Source organism: uncultured Pseudoteredinibacter sp., from assembly GCF_947500695.1.
GTDB lineage: Bacteria > Pseudomonadota > Gammaproteobacteria > Pseudomonadales > Cellvibrionaceae > Pseudoteredinibacter.
The window spans coordinates 1-18,832 of the sequence record NZ_CANMSS010000019.1 but is presented as its reverse complement, the minus strand read 5'-3'; the positions used below and the strand labels follow the sequence as shown (position 1 = coordinate 18,832).

The 18,832-nt window shown below is 47.6% G+C and carries 15 protein-coding genes and 1 tRNA gene; 1 reads left to right on the top strand and 15 read right to left on the bottom strand.

All coding sequences use genetic code 11. The annotated features are described in order from the left end of the window. The 4 genes from Q1A08_RS21185 to rpsL all read right to left on the bottom strand — a co-directional run. Nucleotides 1-560: GTP-binding protein (locus Q1A08_RS21185; protein ID WP_299776397.1), on the bottom strand; the 560-nt coding region annotated here is incomplete at its 3' end. A gap of 187 nt (nucleotides 561-747) precedes the next feature. Beyond that, the gene (gene fusA, locus Q1A08_RS21180) at nucleotides 748-2,862 is read right to left on the bottom strand and encodes an elongation factor G (protein ID WP_299776396.1); all 2,115 of its coding nucleotides are present in this window, start codon (nucleotides 2,860-2,862) and stop codon (nucleotides 748-750) included. A 196-nt stretch (nucleotides 2,863-3,058) separates the two neighbouring features. After that, nucleotides 3,059-3,529, bottom strand: a complete 471-nt coding sequence (gene rpsG, locus Q1A08_RS21175; RefSeq protein WP_299776395.1) for a 30S ribosomal protein S7 — start codon at nucleotides 3,527-3,529, stop codon at nucleotides 3,059-3,061. A 154-nt stretch (nucleotides 3,530-3,683) separates the two neighbouring features. After that, a complete protein-coding gene (rpsL, locus tag Q1A08_RS21170) occupies nucleotides 3,684-4,055 on the bottom strand; it encodes a 30S ribosomal protein S12 (RefSeq protein ID WP_020211072.1) in 372 nt (123 codons plus the stop codon). Between the two features lie 229 nt (nucleotides 4,056-4,284). Here rpsL and Q1A08_RS21165 point away from each other — a divergent pair, with 229 nt between their 5' ends. Beyond that, a complete protein-coding gene (locus tag Q1A08_RS21165; RefSeq protein ID WP_299776394.1) occupies nucleotides 4,285-5,220 on the top strand; it encodes a M14 family murein peptide amidase A in 936 nt (311 codons plus the stop codon). Between the two features lie 74 nt (nucleotides 5,221-5,294). Here Q1A08_RS21165 and Q1A08_RS21160 read toward each other — a convergent pair whose 3' ends face one another. From Q1A08_RS21160 to Q1A08_RS21110, 11 genes are all read right to left on the bottom strand, one after another. Then, complete coding sequence (locus Q1A08_RS21160) at nucleotides 5,295-6,209, bottom strand: L,D-transpeptidase family protein (RefSeq protein WP_299776393.1); 915 nt, start codon at nucleotides 6,207-6,209, stop codon at nucleotides 5,295-5,297. Between the two features lie 82 nt (nucleotides 6,210-6,291). Beyond that, nucleotides 6,292-10,518 carry a DNA-directed RNA polymerase subunit beta' gene (gene rpoC, locus Q1A08_RS21155; protein WP_299776392.1) on the bottom strand — a complete coding sequence of 1,409 codons (4,227 nt, stop codon included), beginning with the start codon at nucleotides 10,516-10,518 and terminating at the stop codon, nucleotides 6,292-6,294. Nucleotides 10,519-10,619: 101 nt separating this feature from the next. After that, nucleotides 10,620-14,705, bottom strand: coding sequence for a DNA-directed RNA polymerase subunit beta (gene rpoB / locus Q1A08_RS21150; RefSeq protein WP_299776391.1), 4,086 nt, complete (start codon nucleotides 14,703-14,705; stop codon nucleotides 10,620-10,622). Nucleotides 14,706-15,146: 441 nt separating this feature from the next. Continuing rightward, nucleotides 15,147-15,518 carry a 50S ribosomal protein L7/L12 gene (gene rplL / locus Q1A08_RS21145; protein ID WP_299776390.1) on the bottom strand — a complete coding sequence of 124 codons (372 nt, stop codon included), beginning with the start codon at nucleotides 15,516-15,518 and terminating at the stop codon, nucleotides 15,147-15,149. A gap of 66 nt (nucleotides 15,519-15,584) precedes the next feature. Beyond that, nucleotides 15,585-16,082, bottom strand: a complete 498-nt coding sequence (gene rplJ, locus Q1A08_RS21140; protein ID WP_299776389.1) for a 50S ribosomal protein L10 — start codon at nucleotides 16,080-16,082, stop codon at nucleotides 15,585-15,587. Between the two features lie 270 nt (nucleotides 16,083-16,352). Then, complete coding sequence (rplA, locus tag Q1A08_RS21135; RefSeq protein WP_299776388.1) at nucleotides 16,353-17,048, bottom strand: 50S ribosomal protein L1; 696 nt, start codon at nucleotides 17,046-17,048, stop codon at nucleotides 16,353-16,355. Continuing rightward, complete coding sequence (gene rplK / locus Q1A08_RS21130) at nucleotides 17,048-17,482, bottom strand: 50S ribosomal protein L11 (RefSeq protein WP_299776387.1); 435 nt, start codon at nucleotides 17,480-17,482, stop codon at nucleotides 17,048-17,050. Before rplK ends, rplA begins: the two co-directional genes overlap by 1 nt. Nucleotides 17,483-17,667: 185 nt before the next feature. Then, complete coding sequence (gene nusG / locus Q1A08_RS21125; RefSeq protein ID WP_299776386.1) at nucleotides 17,668-18,201, bottom strand: transcription termination/antitermination protein NusG; 534 nt, start codon at nucleotides 18,199-18,201, stop codon at nucleotides 17,668-17,670. A gap of 9 nt (nucleotides 18,202-18,210) precedes the next feature. Further along, on the bottom strand, nucleotides 18,211-18,585 hold the full coding sequence (gene secE, locus Q1A08_RS21120) for a preprotein translocase subunit SecE (RefSeq protein ID WP_299776385.1): 375 nt from the start codon (nucleotides 18,583-18,585) through the stop codon (nucleotides 18,211-18,213). 42 nt (nucleotides 18,586-18,627) lie between these two features. Then, a tRNA-Trp gene (locus Q1A08_RS21115) sits at nucleotides 18,628-18,703 on the bottom strand. A 42-nt stretch (nucleotides 18,704-18,745) separates the two neighbouring features. Beyond that, nucleotides 18,746-18,832 (bottom strand): hypothetical protein (locus Q1A08_RS21110; protein ID WP_299776295.1); only part of this gene is annotated, 87 nt, incomplete at its 5' end.

The following is an 18,832-nucleotide window of genomic DNA, read 5'->3' as shown; positions in this document are numbered from 1 at the left end:
ATCAACGCAGAACCCGCGATGATTGGAGTGTCGTCGCCTGGGAACTCATAAGTTTCCAATAGCTCACGCAATTCCATTTCAACCAACTCTAGCATCTCAGCGTATTCTTCAGAATCAACGCCGCCACAGTCTTCAGCCAACAAGTCAGCTTTGTTTAGGAATACTACGATGTAAGGTACACCTACCTGACGAGACAACAGGATGTGCTCACGAGTCTGAGGCATAGGGCCATCAGTCGCACCACATACCAAGATAGCGCCGTCCATCTGAGCAGCACCAGTAATCATGTTCTTAACGTAGTCGGCGTGACCTGGGCAGTCTACGTGTGCGTAGTGACGGCTTGGAGAGTCATACTCAACGTGTGAAGTAGCGATGGTAATACCGCGCTCACGCTCTTCTGGTGCATTGTCGATACCGTCGAATGCAACAGCGTCGCCGCCCCAAACTTCCGCACATACGCGAGTTAGAGCTGCAGTCAGAGTTGTTTTACCGTGGTCAACGTGACCGATAGTACCTACGTTCACATGGGGTTTCGAACGCTCAAAAGTTTCTTTTGCCACTTTACGTGTCCTCTCAAAAATACGCTGTTACCAGCACAGATTAACTTCAATTTTTAACAAAAATATTAAAGGCGGCATTTTACCCTCAAGCGAAGATAAAAAGCAGCCCCTTAGCCCCTAAAACCCTAGCAATCAGAGCCTTATAGAGCAAAACCATACTCAGCAGGAGTTCAGCAAGAGCTCCTGCCTAGGAGCCTGCTACCATTTTGGCGATAATTTCATCGGCAACATTAGAAGGCGCCTCGGAATATTTCGCAAACTCCATGGTAAAAGTCGCACGCCCCTGGGTCGCAGAGCGCAAGTCGGTGGCATAGCCAAACATTTCCGCCAACGGCACTTCGGCATTAACTACCTTGCCACTTGGGTTTTCGTCCATACCCAAAATCAGGCCGCGACGCCGGTTAAGATCACCAACCACATCCCCCATGTTCTCTTCAGGGGTAACCACCTCAACCTTCATCATAGGCTCAAGCAATGCCGCACCACCTTCTTGAGCAAGCTTCTTGGTAGCCATAGAGCCGGCAATTTTAAAGGCCATTTCATTCGAGTCAACATCGTGAAATGAACCATCATACAAAGTAGCCTTAAGACCCAGTAATGGATAACCAGCAAGCACACCATTTTGCATTTGCTCTTCAATACCCTTGCTAACCGCTGGGATGTATTCCTTAGGAACCGTACCGCCTACAATTTCATTGACAAATTCCAGCCCTTCAGCCGATTCATCTTCAGCAGGTTCAAACTTAACCCAGACGTGACCATACTGACCGCGGCCACCTGATTGACGAACGAACTTACCTTCGATCTCACAAATGTTCTTAATGCGCTCGCGATATGCCACCTGAGGCTTACCAATATTCGCCTCAACACTGAACTCACGACGCATACGGTCAACTAGGATATCAAGGTGTAGCTCACCCATACCCGAAATAATGGTTTGACCGGTTTCTTCATCGGTACGCACACGGAAAGACGGATCCTCCTGGGCTAACTTACCCAGCGCAACACCCATTTTTTCTTGGTCAGCCTTGGTACGCGGCTCTACCGCCACCGAAATAACAGGCTCAGGAAACTCCATGCGCTCTAGAACGATTTTGCTCTGCTCAGAACACAAGGTATCGCCTGTAGTCACATCTTTAAGGCCAATCGCAGCAGCGATATCGCCCGCCAACACCTCTTTGATTTCCTGACGGTCATTGGAGTGCATCTGCACCATACGACCAACACGCTCGCGCTTTTCTTTTACCGAGTTGTATACCGCTGTACCGCTTTCCAACTTACCGGAATAAACTCGGAAGAAAGTCAATGTACCTACGAATGGGTCGGTAGCAATCTTAAAGGCCAAGGCCGCAAATGGGGCATCATCGTCTGCTTCACGGGTTTCCACTGCTTCAGGATCGTGTAGCAAGGTACCTTCAATTGCCTTAACTTCTTCCGGTGAAGGAAGATACTCGATTACCGCATCCAGCATGGCCTGAACACCTTTATTTTTAAAGGCCGAGCCACCCAATACAGGGACGATTTCGTTAGCTAGGGTTAGCTGGCGAATAGCCGATTTAATCTCTTCTTCGGTTAGCTCACCCTCTTCAAGGTATTTCTCCATCAACTCTTCATTGGCTTCAGCTGCAGATTCCACCAAGTACTCGCGCATCTCCTCGCAGGTATCCTGAATATCTGCTGGGATGTCACCATATTCGAACGTCATGCCTTGGTCAGCTTCATTCCACAAGATAGCCTTCATCTTCACCAGGTCGACAACGCCTTTAAACTCATCTTCTGCACCAATAGTCATTTGCAGAGGCACAGGGTTAGCACCTAGACGTTCTTTTAGCTGGTCGACCACCATCTGGAAGTCGGCACCGGCACGGTCCATTTTGTTGACGAACACCATGCGAGGCACTTCGTACTTATTCGCTTGGCGCCATACCGTTTCGGTTTGCGGCTGAACACCAGAAGAGCCACACAATACAACTACCGCACCATCCAATACACGCAAAGAGCGCTCCACCTCAATGGTGAAGTCTACGTGCCCAGGAGTATCAATAATGTTGACGCGATGCTGATCAAACTGCTGCTGCATTCCCGCCCAAAAGCAGGTTGTTGCAGCCGAGGTGATAGTAATGCCGCGCTCTTGCTCTTGCTCCATCCAATCCATGGTCGCCGCACCATCGTGCACCTCACCAATTTTGTGGGATAAGCCGGTATAGAACAGCACACGCTCGGTAGTGGTTGTCTTACCCGCATCTACGTGGGCACAGATACCAATATTGCGATAGCGTGAAATAGGTGTTTTACGCGCCACAACTAAGTCCTCAAGTTGATAAAATACATAACATTTAACGACAGGCGTTAAAGGTAAAACATCAAAAGTAACAGCAGCTACAAGCCCGCTTTACCCCTCAGGTTTTACATCTACAAACTATCGGTGGGATTGCCTAAAGCATGAAAGGCAGCCATAGGGCTGCCTTTCAACACTGCAATAGAACAAATATGCCCTATTAGAAGCGGTAGTGAGAGAACGCCTTGTTGGCTTCCGCCATACGGTGAACGTCTTCGCGCTTCTTAACTGCAGCACCCTTGCCTTGGGAAGCATCGATCAGCTCACCAGCCAAACGCTGTGGCATAGACTTCTCGCCGCGACCGCGGGAGTACTCTACCAACCAACGCATAGCCAAAGCTTGACGACGGGCAGGACGTACTTCTACAGGCACCTGGTAAGTAGCACCACCAACACGGCGGGACTTAACTTCAACTAAAGGTGCAATGTTATCTAAAGCTTCGTCAAAAACCTCTAGTGGGTCTTTGTTTAGCTTTTCTTGAACAGAGTCTAGAGCACCGTAAACGATGCGCTCAGCGACAGATTTCTTACCGCTGATCATGACCATGTTCATGAACTTCGCTAGGGTGACGTTGCCGAACTTAGGATCGGGCAGCACTTCACGCTTAGCGACAACTCTTCTTCTTGGCATTTTAAATCGCCTCTATCTTCAGGGTTTCTAAGACAACACTCTCATTACTCTTGATTGGCCAGTGTCACCACTGCAATCGCCTATCCTGAGTGTGCTTAGCCTTACTCGGTTCACTTAATAGCAAGCCGAAAACGAGGGTACAGAGTACGGCCTATTACTTAGGACGCTTAGTACCGTACTTAGAGCGACCTTGCTTACGATCGTTAACACCTGAGGTGTCCAACGAACCGCGAACAGTGTGGTAACGTACACCAGGCAAGTCTTTAACTCGACCGCCACGGATCAGTACAACACTGTGCTCTTGCAAGTTGTGACCTTCACCACCGATGTAAGAAGTAACCTCAAAACCATTAGTTAGGCGCACACGGCAAACCTTACGCAATGCTGAGTTTGGCTTCTTAGGTGTAGTAGTGTAGACACGAGTACAAACACCACGTTTCTGTGGGTTTGCCTGCAAGGCAGGTACGTCGCTCTTTTGCACTTTACGTTTTCTAGGCTTACGAACCAATTGGTTGATCGTTGCCATGAAAAAATGACTCCAGTTAATCACCTTCATATGAAGGTTTTGTGAATAAAAAATACTCCCCCTTTTTAGGGGGATGCGAATTGTACGGAGCAATTGCTCAAAGGTCAACCATCTATAGATAATAATAGATTGCCCCACTAAAGGCAGCATTATTAGGAGGCTTTTGCTATCATTTCTTATTAAAGAGCCATAGATGGCCGTTTAAAGGAAAATAAGAGCTAGACCTTATATGTACCAACCCTTAAAACCATGGATTTCCAAACTTTGTGTATTAAGCCTGAGCCTTATGGCCAGTCATAGCGCACTCAGCCAAGACCAAAACACTCAAACAGCCCAGAAGCCTCAGCTAAGCGTTGAAAAGCTATGCCAGGACATAGGCAACAAGCTAGGCAGCGTTAGCATCAAAGAGTGCGACCAGCAGAAGCTTATCGCCTCAGGCTATCACAGCAGTAAAGGCTACCCGCTTTCGGTGCGCCACTATGGCCCCAAGCCTAATCGCACACCCAAGGGCCGCATTATCCTCATGGGGGGCATTCACGGGGATGAATACGCTTCGGTATCAGTATTATTCAAATGGATGAATAAGCTGAACCAGCACCACTCAGGCCTATTTGACTGGAAAGTTATCCCACTTGCCAACCCAGACGGCTTATTACGTCGCAAGTCTCAACGACAAAACGACAATGGCGTGGATCTGAACCGTAACTTCCCAACACCCGATTGGGCTGAAAAGGCGATGGATTACTGGGAAAACCGCACCTTTAAAAATAAGCGTCGCTATCCCGGACCTTATGCGGCAAGCGAGATCGAGACCAAATGGCTGCTTGAACTAATAGAAGAGTTTCAGCCGGATGCCATCATCTCGGTTCACGCTCCCCATAAACTGATTGACTTTGATGGCCCTCAAAAGCCACCGCAAAAGCTTGGCAAGCTACAGCTACACAGACTAGGCACCTACCCAGGAAGCCTTGGCAATTATGGTGGCTCGGTGCTTGATGTGCCGATCTTAACGGTAGAGCTACCTTTCGCTGGCATTATGCCAAGCCAAGGCGAGATCAGTACCATGTGGACCGACCTGGTTCGCTGGTTAGTGCGAGAAGTACCAAAGCAAAAGAAACGCCGCATGGCTTTAGCTGAAAACACAGAAGAAAGCAGCGGCGAATAAAAGACTTCGATTAGCCACTCAATAAAAAAGCGGGCATTGCCCGCTTTTTTATTGAGTGCGTTTTCTTACTGAAATCAGCCGCCTTTTTCAAAGACGATTTTCCACTCACCGTTTTCTTTTTTCCACAGCTGACGCTTCCAACCTTTAGAGCGGTAGTTGCTGGAACGATAATCTTGATAAAACTCAGCCATCACCAAGTTCTCTTGCCCGGGATACGCATACAAACCCAGATCCGACAATTTCACTTTAATAAAGCGTTTAGAGCCATTAACCCTTTTCTTATAGCGATCCCACTGTGAGAAATTTTTCTCGCTATCGCTAAATTCTTTAGAGTAATTGCTAAGATATCGTCGATGACTTTTTGACATCCAGTCTTTCCGCCAACCATCAATTGCCTGAGTTATCTCCGCTCGACTTTGGGCAATATCTTTACTGTTTTTCCATTCAACTTTTGGCACAGATACGACTTTGGTATAGCCAACATCCAAATATTTTTGAACCTTAAAAATATCTTCATTGGACAAGACAATGCAGCCATCACTATCGCGTAGCGGGCGAGTCTTTTTATCGGTCGGCTCGCCATGCAGCCATATGCCTGATCCAGTATAGCCATTCAAGCGATCCCAAGCGTTTGGATAGTTCAGTGGAAAAGCAGCCCTGCCATAAAAATCATCCAGCTGGGCATCGGTCAAATAACTGGTCACACGATAAACGCCAATAGGGGTCTTAGCATCACCTTCTATGCGCTTGTCATAACCTTGTTTGCCAATACTGATGGGATACTCAGCCACTTTATTTAGTCGCATACCACTGCCCTTTTCAAAGGCATATAGGCGCCCAGTTTCCATTTCAGCCACCAGCAGATATTTATCTTTTGCTGGCAAATCCAAAATAGACGCAGGCTGGAGGTTAGCCTTCGCATGCAAAGAAATAGAGGCTAGAAAAAAGCTCAGTACAAGAGCAAAAGTTTTAGATACCACAAACTTCATTGTTATTTTCACTATAGTTTGAACACAAAAAAGCCTCCATAACAGAGGCTTTTTTGCAGACTAATAAATCCGTGCGGAGCGTTTAGCTCGCGCTGGATTTAAGAGCTTCAGTCAATGCTGCTTCGACATCTTCAGCACTCACACTATCAACCGCGCTAGTTTCAGCTTGACGCTTACGCTGGCGATCCAAGTGGTAGGCTAAACCTGTACCTGCAGGAATCAAACGACCTACAACAACGTTTTCCTTCAAGCCGCGCAGATCATCACGCTTGCCGGTAACTGCCGCTTCGGTAAGAACGCGAGTAGTTTCCTGGAACGACGCCGCCGAGATGAAGGATTCGGTTGCCAAGGAAGCCTTGGTAATACCCAACAACAAACGCTCGAACTGTGCAGGCTGCTTGCCTTCAGCACGCAAACGCTCATTCTCTTCCAGCACGCGGTTATATTCGGCCTGCTCACCCTTAACGAAAGTAGAGTCGCCCATCGAGGTAATTTCAACTTTACGCAACATCTGGCGAACAATCACCTCAATGTGCTTATCGTTAATTTTTACACCCTGTAGACGGTATACGTCCTGGATTTCGTTAGTAATGTAGTTCGCCAGTGCCTCAACACCCTGTAGACGTAGAATGTCATGAGGATTACTTGGGCCATCAGCTACAACTTCACCTTTGGTTACCTGCTCACCCTCAAACACGCCAAGCTGGCGATGCTTAGGAATCAAGGCCTCATAGTGAGTGCTACCATCTGGCAAAGGCTGACCATCGTTAGGCGTAATTACCAAACGACGCTTACCTTTAGTTTCTTTACCGAAGGAAACCGTACCAGTAATTTCTGCCAAGATTGAAGGCTCTTTAGGCTTTCGAGCTTCAAACAGGTCAGCTACGCGAGGTAGACCACCGGTAATATCGCGAGTCTTTGAACCTTCCTGAGGAATACGTGCAATAACATCACCAATACCGATGCTATCACCATTGTTCAAACTCAAGATCGCCTTAGCAGGTAGTGCATAGTGTGCTGGAACATTGGTGCCAGCCAAGCACAACTCATTACCTTCTTCATCAACCAAGGTGATGGCAGGCTTAAGGTCTTTACCCGCCGAAGGACGCTCGGCAGGATCCAAAATTTCGATCGAGGTCAATCCGGTTAGGTCATCAGTCTGACGACGTACGGATAAACCATCTTCAAAGCCGGAGAAAGATACCTTACCCGCTACCTCGGTTACGATTGGGTGCGTGTGTGGATCCCATTTAGCAACAATAGCGCCACCGTCTACTTCAGAACCGTCCTGTACGCTAATTACCGCACCGTAAGGAATCTTATAGCGCTCGCGCTCACGACCAGATTCTTTTTCAGCAACGGCTAACTCGCCGGAACGAGATACCGCAACCAAGTTACCGTTTTCCTGAACAACAGTTTTAATGTTGTGCAGACGAACCAGACCTTCTTGCTTAACCTGTACACTATCAACCGCAGAAGCTCGCGATGCCGCACCACCAATGTGGAAGGTACGCATGGTTAGCTGGGTACCCGGCTCACCGATCGACTGTGCGGCAATAACACCGATGGACTCACCCTGGTTGGCGCGATGGCCACGGGCCAAGTCACGACCGTAACACTGGGAGCAAATACCGTAGCGAGTTTCACAAGTAATTGCAGAGCGAACGATCACCTCATCGATACCCATTTCTTCAATGCGCTCGATCCAGCTCTCGTCGATCATGGTGCCAGCAGGAACCAAAATCTCGTCACTTTCTGGACGAACAACATCCTGGGCCACAACACGACCAAGAATACGATCACCCAATGATTCGATGATGTCACCACCTTCAATAACTGGCGCCATGGTCAAACCGAAGTCGGTACCACAATCTTGCTCAGTTACTACCAAATCTTGTGCAACATCTACTAGACGACGAGTCAGGTAACCTGAGTTCGCGGTCTTCAATGCTGTATCCGCCAAACCTTTACGAGCACCGTGAGTAGAAATAAAGTACTGCAGTACGTTTAGACCTTCACGGAAGTTCGCCGTAATTGGAGTCTCAATAATCGAGCCGTCTGGACGAGCCATCAGACCACGCATACCGGCCAACTGACGAATCTGTGCCGGGGAACCACGAGCACCAGAGTCAGCGTACATATAAACCGAGTTGAAAGAATCTTGCTTCTCTTCCTCACCATCACGGTTAATTACGGATTCCTGAGAAATACCTTCCATCATCGATTTCGCAACTAGATCGTTCGCACGAGACCAGATATCGATAACTTTGTTGTATTTCTCACCCGCCGTCACCAAACCAGAGGCGTACTGGGTTTCAATTTCTTTTACTTCAGCTTCAGCGCGCTCAATCAACTCCGCCTTCTCATCAGGAATTGCAAAGTCGTTAACACCAATTGAAGAGCCAGACTTGGTAGAGAAGTCATAACCCATATACATCAATTGGTCAGCAAAGATTACCGTCGGTTTCAAACCAACAATACGGTAGCTGTCATTGATGATGCGAGAAATCGCCTTCTTAACCATTGGCTTGTTAACCATTTCAAATGGCAGGCCTACTGGCACGATTTCCCACAGTAGAACACGACCTACTGTGGTGTCGATAATAGAAGTGCGCTCGGTGGTTTCACCGTCTTCACCAATAATAGACTCGTTGATACGAACCTTGATACGGGACTGTAAATCCACCTGCTTAGCATAGTAGGCGCGAGAAACTTCCTGCACATCCGCGAAAGCCATGCCTTCGCCTTTGCCGTTTACACGCTCACGAGTCATCCAGTACAAGCCCAATACAACGTCCTGAGAAGGTACAATGATCGGCTCACCTGATGCTGGCGATAAAATGTTGTTGGTAGACATCATCAAAGCACGAGCTTCTAGCTGCGCTTCCAATGTCAGCGGTACGTGTACCGCCATCTGGTCACCATCGAAGTCAGCGTTATAGGCCGCACAAACAAGTGGGTGCAGCTGAATCGCTTTACCTTCAATCAATACAGGCTCAAAGGCCTGGATACCCAAACGGTGAAGAGTCGGAGCACGGTTCAGTAACACTGGGTGCTCACGAATTACTTCGTCAAGAATATCCCATACAACAGGCTCTTCACGCTCAACCATTTTCTTAGCAGCTTTAATCGTTGTCGCAAGACCGCGCAACTCTAGCTTAGAGAAAATGAAAGGCTTAAATAGCTCAAGAGCCATCTTCTTAGGTAGACCACACTGATGCAAACGCAACTGAGGACCTACGGTAATTACCGAACGGCCCGAGTAGTCAACACGCTTACCCAACAAGTTCTGACGGAAACGACCCTGCTTACCTTTGATCATGTCGGCCAAAGATTTTAATGGGCGCTTGTTAGAACCAGTGATCGCACGACCGCGACGGCCGTTATCCAACAACGCATCAACAGACTCTTGCAACATACGCTTCTCGTTACGCACGATGATGTCTGGAGCATTAAGGTCTAGAAGACGCTTCAAACGATTGTTACGGTTAATCACACGACGGTAAAGATCGTTCAAGTCGGAAGTCGCGAAACGACCACCGTCTAGAGGAACCAATGGACGTAGATCTGGCGGTAGAACCGGCAGAGCTTCCATTACCATCCACTCAGGTTTGTTACCCGAATTGTAGAAGGCTTCCAATAGCTTTAAACGCTTAGAAAGCTTCTTGATCTTGGTCTCAGAATTGGTCGCTGGAATCTCTTCGCGCAAGTGCTGAACTTCAGCCTCTAGGTCGATGTCTTTCATCAACTCTTGAATAGCTTCCGCACCCATCTTGGCTTCGAATTCATCACCGAATTCTTCCATCGCTTCGAAGTACTGCTCATCTGTAAGCAAAGCACCCTTTTCTAAGGTAGTCATGCCAGGATCAGTTACCACGTAAGATTCGAAATACAACACGCGCTCAATGTTACGCAACGTCATATCCAACAACAAACCAATACGGCTAGGCAGTGATTTCAAGAACCAAATATGAGCAACCGGGCTCGCTAGTTCGATGTGACCCATACGCTCACGACGAACCTTTGCCAAGGTTACTTCAACACCACACTTCTCACAGATAATACCGCGGTGCTTCATGCGCTTGTATTTACCACACAAGCACTCATAGTCTTTTACTGGGCCAAAAATCTTGGCACAGAACAAACCTTCGCGCTCAGGCTTAAAGGTTCGGTAATTAATTGTCTCTGGCTTTTTTACTTCACCAAATGACCAAGAGCGAATCATCTCAGGCGAGGCCAGACCAATACGGACGGCGTCAAACTCTTCGCTCTGTCCTTGGGACTTCAGTAAGTTAAGTAAGTCTTTCAAGGCGCTATCTCCAGTTAGTTGGTTTGCCCTTAGCGAGGACAAACCCTGTTGCAGCAAATTTTTAACTTAGGTGCCGGGCGGGGCCCGGCGAGCTGGGACAATTACTTGTCTTCTTCCAGCTCCATGTTGATACCCAAGGAACGGATTTCTTTAACCAGTACGTTAAACGACTCTGGCATACCTGGCTCCATACGATGGTCACCATCAACGATGTTCTTATACATCTTAGTACGGCCAGCCACGTCATCGGACTTAACGGTTAGCATTTCCTGCAGGGTGTAAGCAGCACCATATGCTTCTAGTGCCCATACCTCCATCTCACCGAAACGCTGACCACCGAACTGAGCTTTACCACCCAGCGGCTGCTGAGTAACCAAGCTGTAAGAACCAGTCGAACGAGCGTGCATCTTATCGTCTACCAAGTGGTTCAACTTCAGCATGTACATGTAGCCAACAGTGGTGTGACGCTGGAAGGCATCACCTGTGCGGCCATCGTACAACTGAGTCTGACCGGTGTCGGATAGATCAGCCAAGGTCAACAAGGACTTAATTTCAGATTCTTTAGCGCCATCAAAAGCTGGGGTAGCCATCGGCACACCTTCACGCAGATTTTGCGCCAGCTCCATAACCTGTTGGTCATTGAAGGAATCCAAATCTTCCTTACCTTTGATATCGCCAGTCTTGTTGTAAACATCTTCTAGGAAGCTGCGTACTTCAGCGACTTTACGCTGCTCTTCAAGCATCACGTTAATCTTGTCACCAAGACCACGAGCCGCCATGCCCAAGTGCATTTCTAGCACCTGACCAACGTTCATTCGAGAAGGAACACCAAGTGGGTTCAATACGATATCAACTGGCTGGCCATGCTCATCGTAAGGCATATCTTCAACTGGCATGATCACGGAGATCACACCCTTGTTACCGTGACGACCAGCCATCTTGTCACCAGGCTGGATGCGACGCTTAATCGCTAGGTAAACCTTAACAATCTTCAATACGCCAGGAGCTAGGTCATCGCCAGTTTCCAGCTTGCGTTTCTTATCTTCGAAACGCTCATCTAGATCAGCACGACGCTCTTTCAATTGCTCTTCCGCACGATCTAACTGCTCGTTAAGCACATCGTCTGCCATGCGTATCTTGAACCACTGGCTAAGCTCCATTCCGTCAAGCAGCTCGTCTGTGATTTCCTGGCCTTTCTTAACGTCTTTACCGCCAGAAGCTTTTTGGCCCAACAATACAGCGCGTAAACGCTCCATAGTGGCCGCTTCAACAATGCGATACTCTTCGTTCAAGTCTTTACGGACGCCATCCAACTGAGACTTTTCGATCTCTAATGAACGCTGATCTTTTTCTAGACCGTCGCGAGTAAATACCTGAACATCGATTACGGTACCCTTAGTAGAAGTTGGTACGCGTAGCGAAGTATCTTTAACGTCAGAGGCTTTTTCACCAAAGATCGCACGCAATAGCTTTTCTTCTGGAGTTAGCTGGGTTTCACCTTTTGGAGTCACCTTACCCACTAAGATGTCGCCAGGGCCAACTTCGGCACCGATGTAAACAATACCGGACTCATCCAACTTGCTTAGCGCACCTTCACCAACGTTTGGAATATCTGCAGTAATTTCTTCACTGCCCAACTTGGTGTCACGAGCAATACAAGTTAGCTCTTGAATATGGATGGTGGTGAAGCGGTCTTCTTTAACAACACGCTCACTTACAAGGATCGAATCCTCAAAGTTATAACCATTCCAAGGCATAAAGGCGATACGCATGTTCTGACCAAGCGCCAACTCACCCAAATCTACCGATGGACCATCAGCTAAAATGTCGCCACGAACAACTTGATCACCAACGTTTACGATCGGGCGCTGGTTGATACAAGTGTTCTGGTTAGAGCGGGTGTACTTGGTGAGGTTGTAAATATCCACACCAGCATCGCCAGCTTCGGTTTCTTCGTTGTTAGCTTTAACAACGATACGAGCCGCATCAACACGCTCGATCACACCGCCACGCTTGGCTACGACACATACACCAGAGTCACGCGCTACTGTGCGCTCCATACCGGTACCAACAAGAGGCTTGTCAGCCTTCAAGGTTGGAACCGCCTGACGTTGCATGTTCGATCCCATCAATGCACGGTTCGCATCATCGTGCTCAAGGAATGGAATCAGTGAGGCTGCTACAGATACAACCTGACGTGGAGACACGTCCATGTAGTTAACATCTTCTGGAGCCTTTAAGGTAAATTCACCTTGGTGACGAACAGAAACCAACTCTTCGGTCAGCTGACCTTTATCGTTCATCTCTGCAGAAACCTGAGCAATACATTGCTCAGCTTCGTTAATTGCAGATAGGTATTCAATCTCGTCGGTAACTGCGCCATCAATCACTTTACGATACGGGCTCTCTAAGAAGCCGTAGCTGTTAGTGCGGGCATAAGTTGCCAAAGAATTAATCAAACCAATGTTTGGACCTTCAGGTGTTTCAATAGGACATACACGACCATAGTGAGTCGGGTGTACATCTCGCACCTCAAAACCAGCACGCTCACGAGTCAAACCACCTGGGCCAAGCGCAGAAACACGACGCTTGTGAGTTACCTCAGATAACGGGTTGTTCTGATCCATAAACTGAGACAGCTGAGAAGAGCCAAAGAACTCTTTAACAGCCGCAGCAACAGGCTTAGCATTGATCAAATCCTGAGGCATTAGGCCTTCAGCTTCGGCCATGGATAGACGCTCTTTTACAGCGCGTTCTACACGAACCAAACCTACACGGAATTGGTTTTCGGCCATTTCACCAACGGAACGAACACGACGGTTACCCAAGTGATCGATATCATCCACTACACCCTGACCGTTACGAATGGAAATCAGGGTCTTTAATACGTCTACGATATCTTCGTTCGACAGAGTACCTTCACCGGTCTCTTCTTCACGCGACAGGCGACGGTTGAACTTCATGCGACCAACCGCAGAAAGATCATAGCGCTCTTGACTGAAGAACAAGTTCTGGAACAAGGCCTCAGCTGATTCTTTTGTCGGCGGCTCACCTGGGCGCATCATGCGGTAGATTTCTACGAGAGCTTCCAACTCAGTGCGAGTTGGATCTACGCGCATGGTGTCAGACATGAACGGACCGCAGTCCAGCTCATTAGTGTAAAGGGTCATTAGATCCTGAATGCCCGCCTCTACCAAACCGTCTAATACTTCTTCGGTAATTTCAGTGTTACATTCAAACAGTAACTCACCAGTATTTGGATCAGCAATGTCACGCGCTAGTGCACGGCCTAACATGTAAGAACGAGGCACTTCTAGCTCGGTTACGCCAGCTTTTTCTAACTGACGAATGTGACGAGCCGTAATACGACGACCTTCTTCTACAACTAAGTTGCCATCATTGTCTTTGATATCGAAAGTAGCCACATCACCACGCAAACGAGATGGCACCAACTCTAGGCGAGCACTTTCAGCTTCTAGGTGGCTAAAGCTACTGGTATCGAAAAACATTTCCAGCATCTGCTCAGTGGTATAACCAAGAGCACGCAACAGAATGCTTGCTGGCAACTTACGACGACGATCGATACGTACGTATACAAGATCTTTAGGGTCAAACTCGAAGTCCAACCATGAACCGCGGTAAGGGATAACTCGTGCGGAGTACAACAACTTACCAGAGCTATGAGTCTTACCTTTATCGTGATCGAAGAATACACCTGGAGAGCGGTGCAACTGAGATACAATCACTCGCTCGGTACCATTAATTACAAAAGTACCGTTATCAGTCATCAATGGGATTTCACCCATGTAGACTTCTTGTTCTTTGATGTCCTTAATAGTCTTATTTGAAGACTCTTTATCATAAATGATTAGGCGAACTTTTACGCGCAAAGGCACAGCGTAAGTAACGCCACGAAGGACACACTCACCTACATCAAAGGCAGGCTTACCTAAAACGTAGCTAACATATTCCAGCGCAGCATTGCCGGAGTAGCTAACGATCGGAAATACGGACTTAAAGGCCGCATGCAAACCATAATCCAGGCGTGCTTCAGGAGAAACACCAGCCTGAGTGAACTTTCTATAGGAATCCAATTGGATCGCCAGGAGGAAAGGGACGTCCATGACGGGCGGCAACTTGCCGAAATCCTTACGGATACGTTTTTTCTCAGTATATGAGTAAGCCATCTATATTCCCCAGCTTGTAGTCGACTTTACAGTCTCAGGAGCATTCAGCTCCTTTTGTTTGCGTGGTTATTGCCCGCAGCTGTTTACAGCTGCTCGGTACTACATATTGCAAAGTTCATTTGCAATCTGGACTGCTGTTTGCGCAATCAATTGCACAAGTTATTTGCACTTAATGAAGCCTCGTTTCACTCTAAGTCATCTACGCATTCGTCGTAGAGAGCTTGTACTGAAACCTAAATACAAATAATTTGTCCAACTGATGCCGCTTCCTCTGCGAACTGGCATACAGCCCATTTTTAATTTGTCGAACTTATCTTCAATTCACGTAGAAAGTTGCGACAAAAATTCCGCTTTTTGAAAACGGAAAAAGGCCGGCAAGTTAAATCACTCGCCAGCCTTAAGTTCTAATACGAAATTAGAACTTTTCCCATGGATGCTGAATTACTTAAGTTCAGCAGAAGCGCCAGCTTCTTCCAGGGCTTTAACAGCTTCTTCAGCGTCTTCTTTAGATACGCCTTCCTTAACAGGAGCAGGAGCACCTTCAACTAGAGCTTTAGCTTCTTTCAAGCCTAGGCCAGTCAAGCCGCGAACAGCTTTAATAGCGTTAACTTTCTTGTCGCCAGCAGAAGTTAGAATTACGTCGAATTCAGTCTTCTCTTCAGCAGCGCCACCAGCGTCGCCACCAGCAACAGCTACAGCAGCAGCGGCAGCAGTTACGCCAAACTTTTCTTCCATTGCTTCGATTAGTTCAACAACGTCCTTTACAGACATCTCAGCAACGGCATTGATGATATCGTCTTTAGATAGAGACATTTTTCAATTCCTATATATTCAGTAGTGAGCAAGCGCTCAAAATAACGGTTTAAGCAACACAGCCAATTAAGCTGCTTCTTGCTCTTCTTTCTGGTCGCGAATGGCCGCAATAGTACGAACCAATTTGCCAGCAGCTGCTTCTTTCATAACACTCATCAACTGAGAGATAGCCTCGTCGTATGTTGGCAACTTAGCCAACAGCGCAACGTCAGTAATCGCTCCTTCGAATGCCGCAGTTTTCAGCTCTAGCTTTTCATTGTCTTTGGCGAAATCACTAAGAATTCGCGCACCAGCACCTGGGTGCTCGTTAGAAAATGCAATAATGCTAGGACCTACAAAACTGTCGTTAAGACATTCGTAGTCAGTGCCTTCCAGAGCGCGCTTTGCTAGGGTGTTACGAACGACTTTCAACCAAACGCCGTTCTCACGTGCTAGCTTACGCAATGCAGTCATGTCGGTTACAGTTACGCCGCGTGAATCGGCGACAACTGCAGACTGAGCAGACTTAGCAGCTTCCTGGACTTCAGCGACAATCGCTTTTTTGTCTTCGAGTCCTAATGCCACAAGATTTCTCCTGGATTTGATTAAGCACATCAAATCGTCACATTAACTGTTTAGATTTTGATAACTCAATCGTTACTTCACCCTCACTTATGTGAGGAGTTTCCGGTGATCAAATCCAGCTAATACTGAATGGGTCACACCGTCTGCGCGGGGCGAATCTCTTCGATTAAGCCTAACAACACTATGTGTAGCTTGGCCCCTGCGGTCTTTGACGGCCTGCTTTTATTAAAAATAAAGAGCAGACCCCAAAGTTCTGTTTAGCTGCCTAAATTAAAGATCTAGGCTAGCTTGGTCGATGGTAATACCTGGGCCCATAGTGGTGCTCAGAGATACCTTCTTCAAATATACGCCTTTAGCAGAAGCTGGCTTAGCCTTCTTCAAGTCAGCCATAAGAGCTTCTAAGTTTTCTTTCAACGCACCAGCCTCGAAAGAAACTTTACCGATACCACCGTGGATGATACCGCCCTTGTCAGCGCGGAAACGCACTTGACCGGCTTTTGCATTTTTAACGGCAGTCGCTACGTCTGGAGTTACGGTACCAGTCTTAGGGTTAGGCATTAGACCACGAGGACCTAAGATTTGACCCAGTTGACCAACTACTCGCATGGCGGCTGGATCAGCGATAACTACGTCGAAATCCATTTTGCCAGCTTTAACTTCAGCAGCTAGCTCATCCATACCAACGATGTCAGCACCCGCTTCTTTAGCGGCATCTGCATTTGCGCCTTGGGTAAATACAGCAACGCGTACATCTTTACCGGTACCGTGAGGCAATGAAGTCGCACCACGAACAGCCTGGTCAGATTTACGAGGGTCGATACCCAAGTTGATAGCCGCATCTACGGTTTCAGAAAACTTAACAGTAGAAAGTTCTTTTAGCAGAGCTACAGCCTCATCGATGCTGTACTGCTTAACTGGATCTACTTTTTCTTTGATCAGCTTTTGACGCTTAGATAACTTAGCCATTACACAACACCCTCAGTTTCAAGACCCATAGCGCGTGCAGAACCAGCGATGGTACGTACAGCAGCATCCATATCAGCAGCAGTCAAATCTGGTTCTTTAGCAGTAGCAATCTCTTCCAACTGAGCACGGGTAACTTTACCAACTTTCTCAGTGTTAGGACGGCCAGAACCACTCTTGATGCCAGCAGCTTTCTTAAGCAAGTAAGAAGCCGGTGGGGTTTTCATAGTGAAGGTAAAGCTGCGATCGTTATATACACTGATCACAACAGGAACTGGTGCACCATTTTCCAAATTCTGAGTTTGTGCGTTAAACGCCTTACAGAATTCCATGATGTTCACACCGTGCTGACCCAAAGCTGGACCAACTGGTGGACTTGGGTTGGCGCCGCCTGCAGGCACCTGTAGCTTAATATAAGCTTCTACTTTCTTAGCCATAATAGACTCCTTTAAAGTGGGTTAAACGCCTCGACTATTACCAGATCGCAATCTCGATAACAGTGTCTCTGGCTCCCCGAAACCCTACGTTAGCTACGCTAAAACCGTAGAGACGCGAAAACCCCTTTCACTTTTCAGCGAAAAGGGCGCATTGCCTAGCCACGCTAGACTAAACTCAGTCTGGATTAGGTTTTTTCCACCTGACCAAACTCTAGCTCTACCGGAGTAGAACGACCGAAGATCAGAACTGCAACTTGTAGCCTGTTCTTCTCGTAATTAACTTCCTCAACAACACCATTAAAGTCGTTGAACGGACCATCAATAACTCGAACCATTTCACCTGGCTCAAAGACAGTCTTAGGCTTAGGCTTATCAACCGAGTCATCAACTCGCTGCAAAATAGCTTCAGCTTCTTTCTCAGTAATAGGCGCCGGGCGATCAGCTTTACCGCCAATAAAACCCATCACTCGAGGAGTATCTTTCACCAAGTGCCAAGAATCGTCAGACAACTCCATCTGAACCAAAACATAACCTGGGAAAAATTTGCGCTCGGACTTACGCTTCTGCCCGCCGCGCATTTCTACAACTTCTTCTGTAGGAACCAGAATGTCGCCAAACTGGTCTTGCATACCGTGAAGTTCTACGCGCTCTTTAAGCGCATTAGCTACTTTCTTTTCGTAGCCTGAATACGCGTGAACCACATACCAACGTTTTGCCATGGGTCACCTTTATCCTATGATCAGCGATGCCAACCAGCCCAAGAAAGTGTCCAGTAGCCAGAGCAAGATGCCCATAATAATAACTACTGCCACCACAATTAACGTGGTCTGATTAGTTTCCTGTCGCGATGGCCAAACAACTTTACGAACTTCAACCAGCGACTCTTGCAACAAGGTGTAAAACGCGTTGCCTTTTGCTGTATTCACAGCAACAAACAGAGCAGCGGCCGCCAGAGCCACAAGACCCAAAACGCGATACAACAAAGCTTGCTCTGCAAAATAAGAGTTCCCCACTACACCAGCTGCAACTAAAGCTACAACGACTAGCCACTTCAGCGCGTCAAAACGAAACTCTACTGGTTCTGCTTTAGCATTAGCACTCATAACTTTGGGAAACCTTTCCAAGCTGACAATCAGCTTAAATAATGGCAGGCCACGAGGGACTCGAACCCCCAACTTTCGGTTTTGGAGACCGACGCTCTACCAATTGAACTAGTGGCCTAAAACTTTAACAGCGGGGCCGAAGCCCCGCGAAGATCTTAGATTAGTCTAGGATCTTAGATACAACACCAGCACCAACGGTACGGCCACCTTCACGAATCGCGAAGCGTAGACCTTCGTCCATGGCGAT

What these genes read in the sequence shown, in the direction of transcription:
- Q1A08_RS21160 (WP_299776393.1), bottom strand. Translation starts at nt 6,209, where the DNA reads ATGAAGTTTGTGGTATCTAAAACTTTTGCTCTTGTACTGAGCTTTTTT.
- Q1A08_RS21165 (WP_299776394.1), top strand. Translation starts at nt 4,285, where the DNA reads ATGTACCAACCCTTAAAACCATGGATTTCCAAACTTTGTGTATTAAGC.
- rpsG (WP_299776395.1), bottom strand. Translation starts at nt 3,529, where the DNA reads ATGCCAAGAAGAAGAGTTGTCGCTAAGCGTGAAGTGCTGCCCGATCCT.
- rpsL (WP_020211072.1), bottom strand. Translation starts at nt 4,055, where the DNA reads ATGGCAACGATCAACCAATTGGTTCGTAAGCCTAGAAAACGTAAAGTG.
- secE (WP_299776385.1), bottom strand. Translation starts at nt 18,585, where the DNA reads ATGAGTGCTAATGCTAAAGCAGAACCAGTAGAGTTTCGTTTTGACGCG.
- rplA (WP_299776388.1), bottom strand. Translation starts at nt 17,048, where the DNA reads ATGGCTAAGTTATCTAAGCGTCAAAAGCTGATCAAAGAAAAAGTAGAT.
- rplL (WP_299776390.1), bottom strand. Translation starts at nt 15,518, where the DNA reads ATGTCTCTATCTAAAGACGATATCATCAATGCCGTTGCTGAGATGTCT.
- rplK (WP_299776387.1), bottom strand. Translation starts at nt 17,482, where the DNA reads ATGGCTAAGAAAGTAGAAGCTTATATTAAGCTACAGGTGCCTGCAGGC.
- rpoB (WP_299776391.1), bottom strand. Translation starts at nt 14,705, where the DNA reads ATGGCTTACTCATATACTGAGAAAAAACGTATCCGTAAGGATTTCGGC.
- nusG (WP_299776386.1), bottom strand. Translation starts at nt 18,201, where the DNA reads ATGGCAAAACGTTGGTATGTGGTTCACGCGTATTCAGGCTACGAAAAG.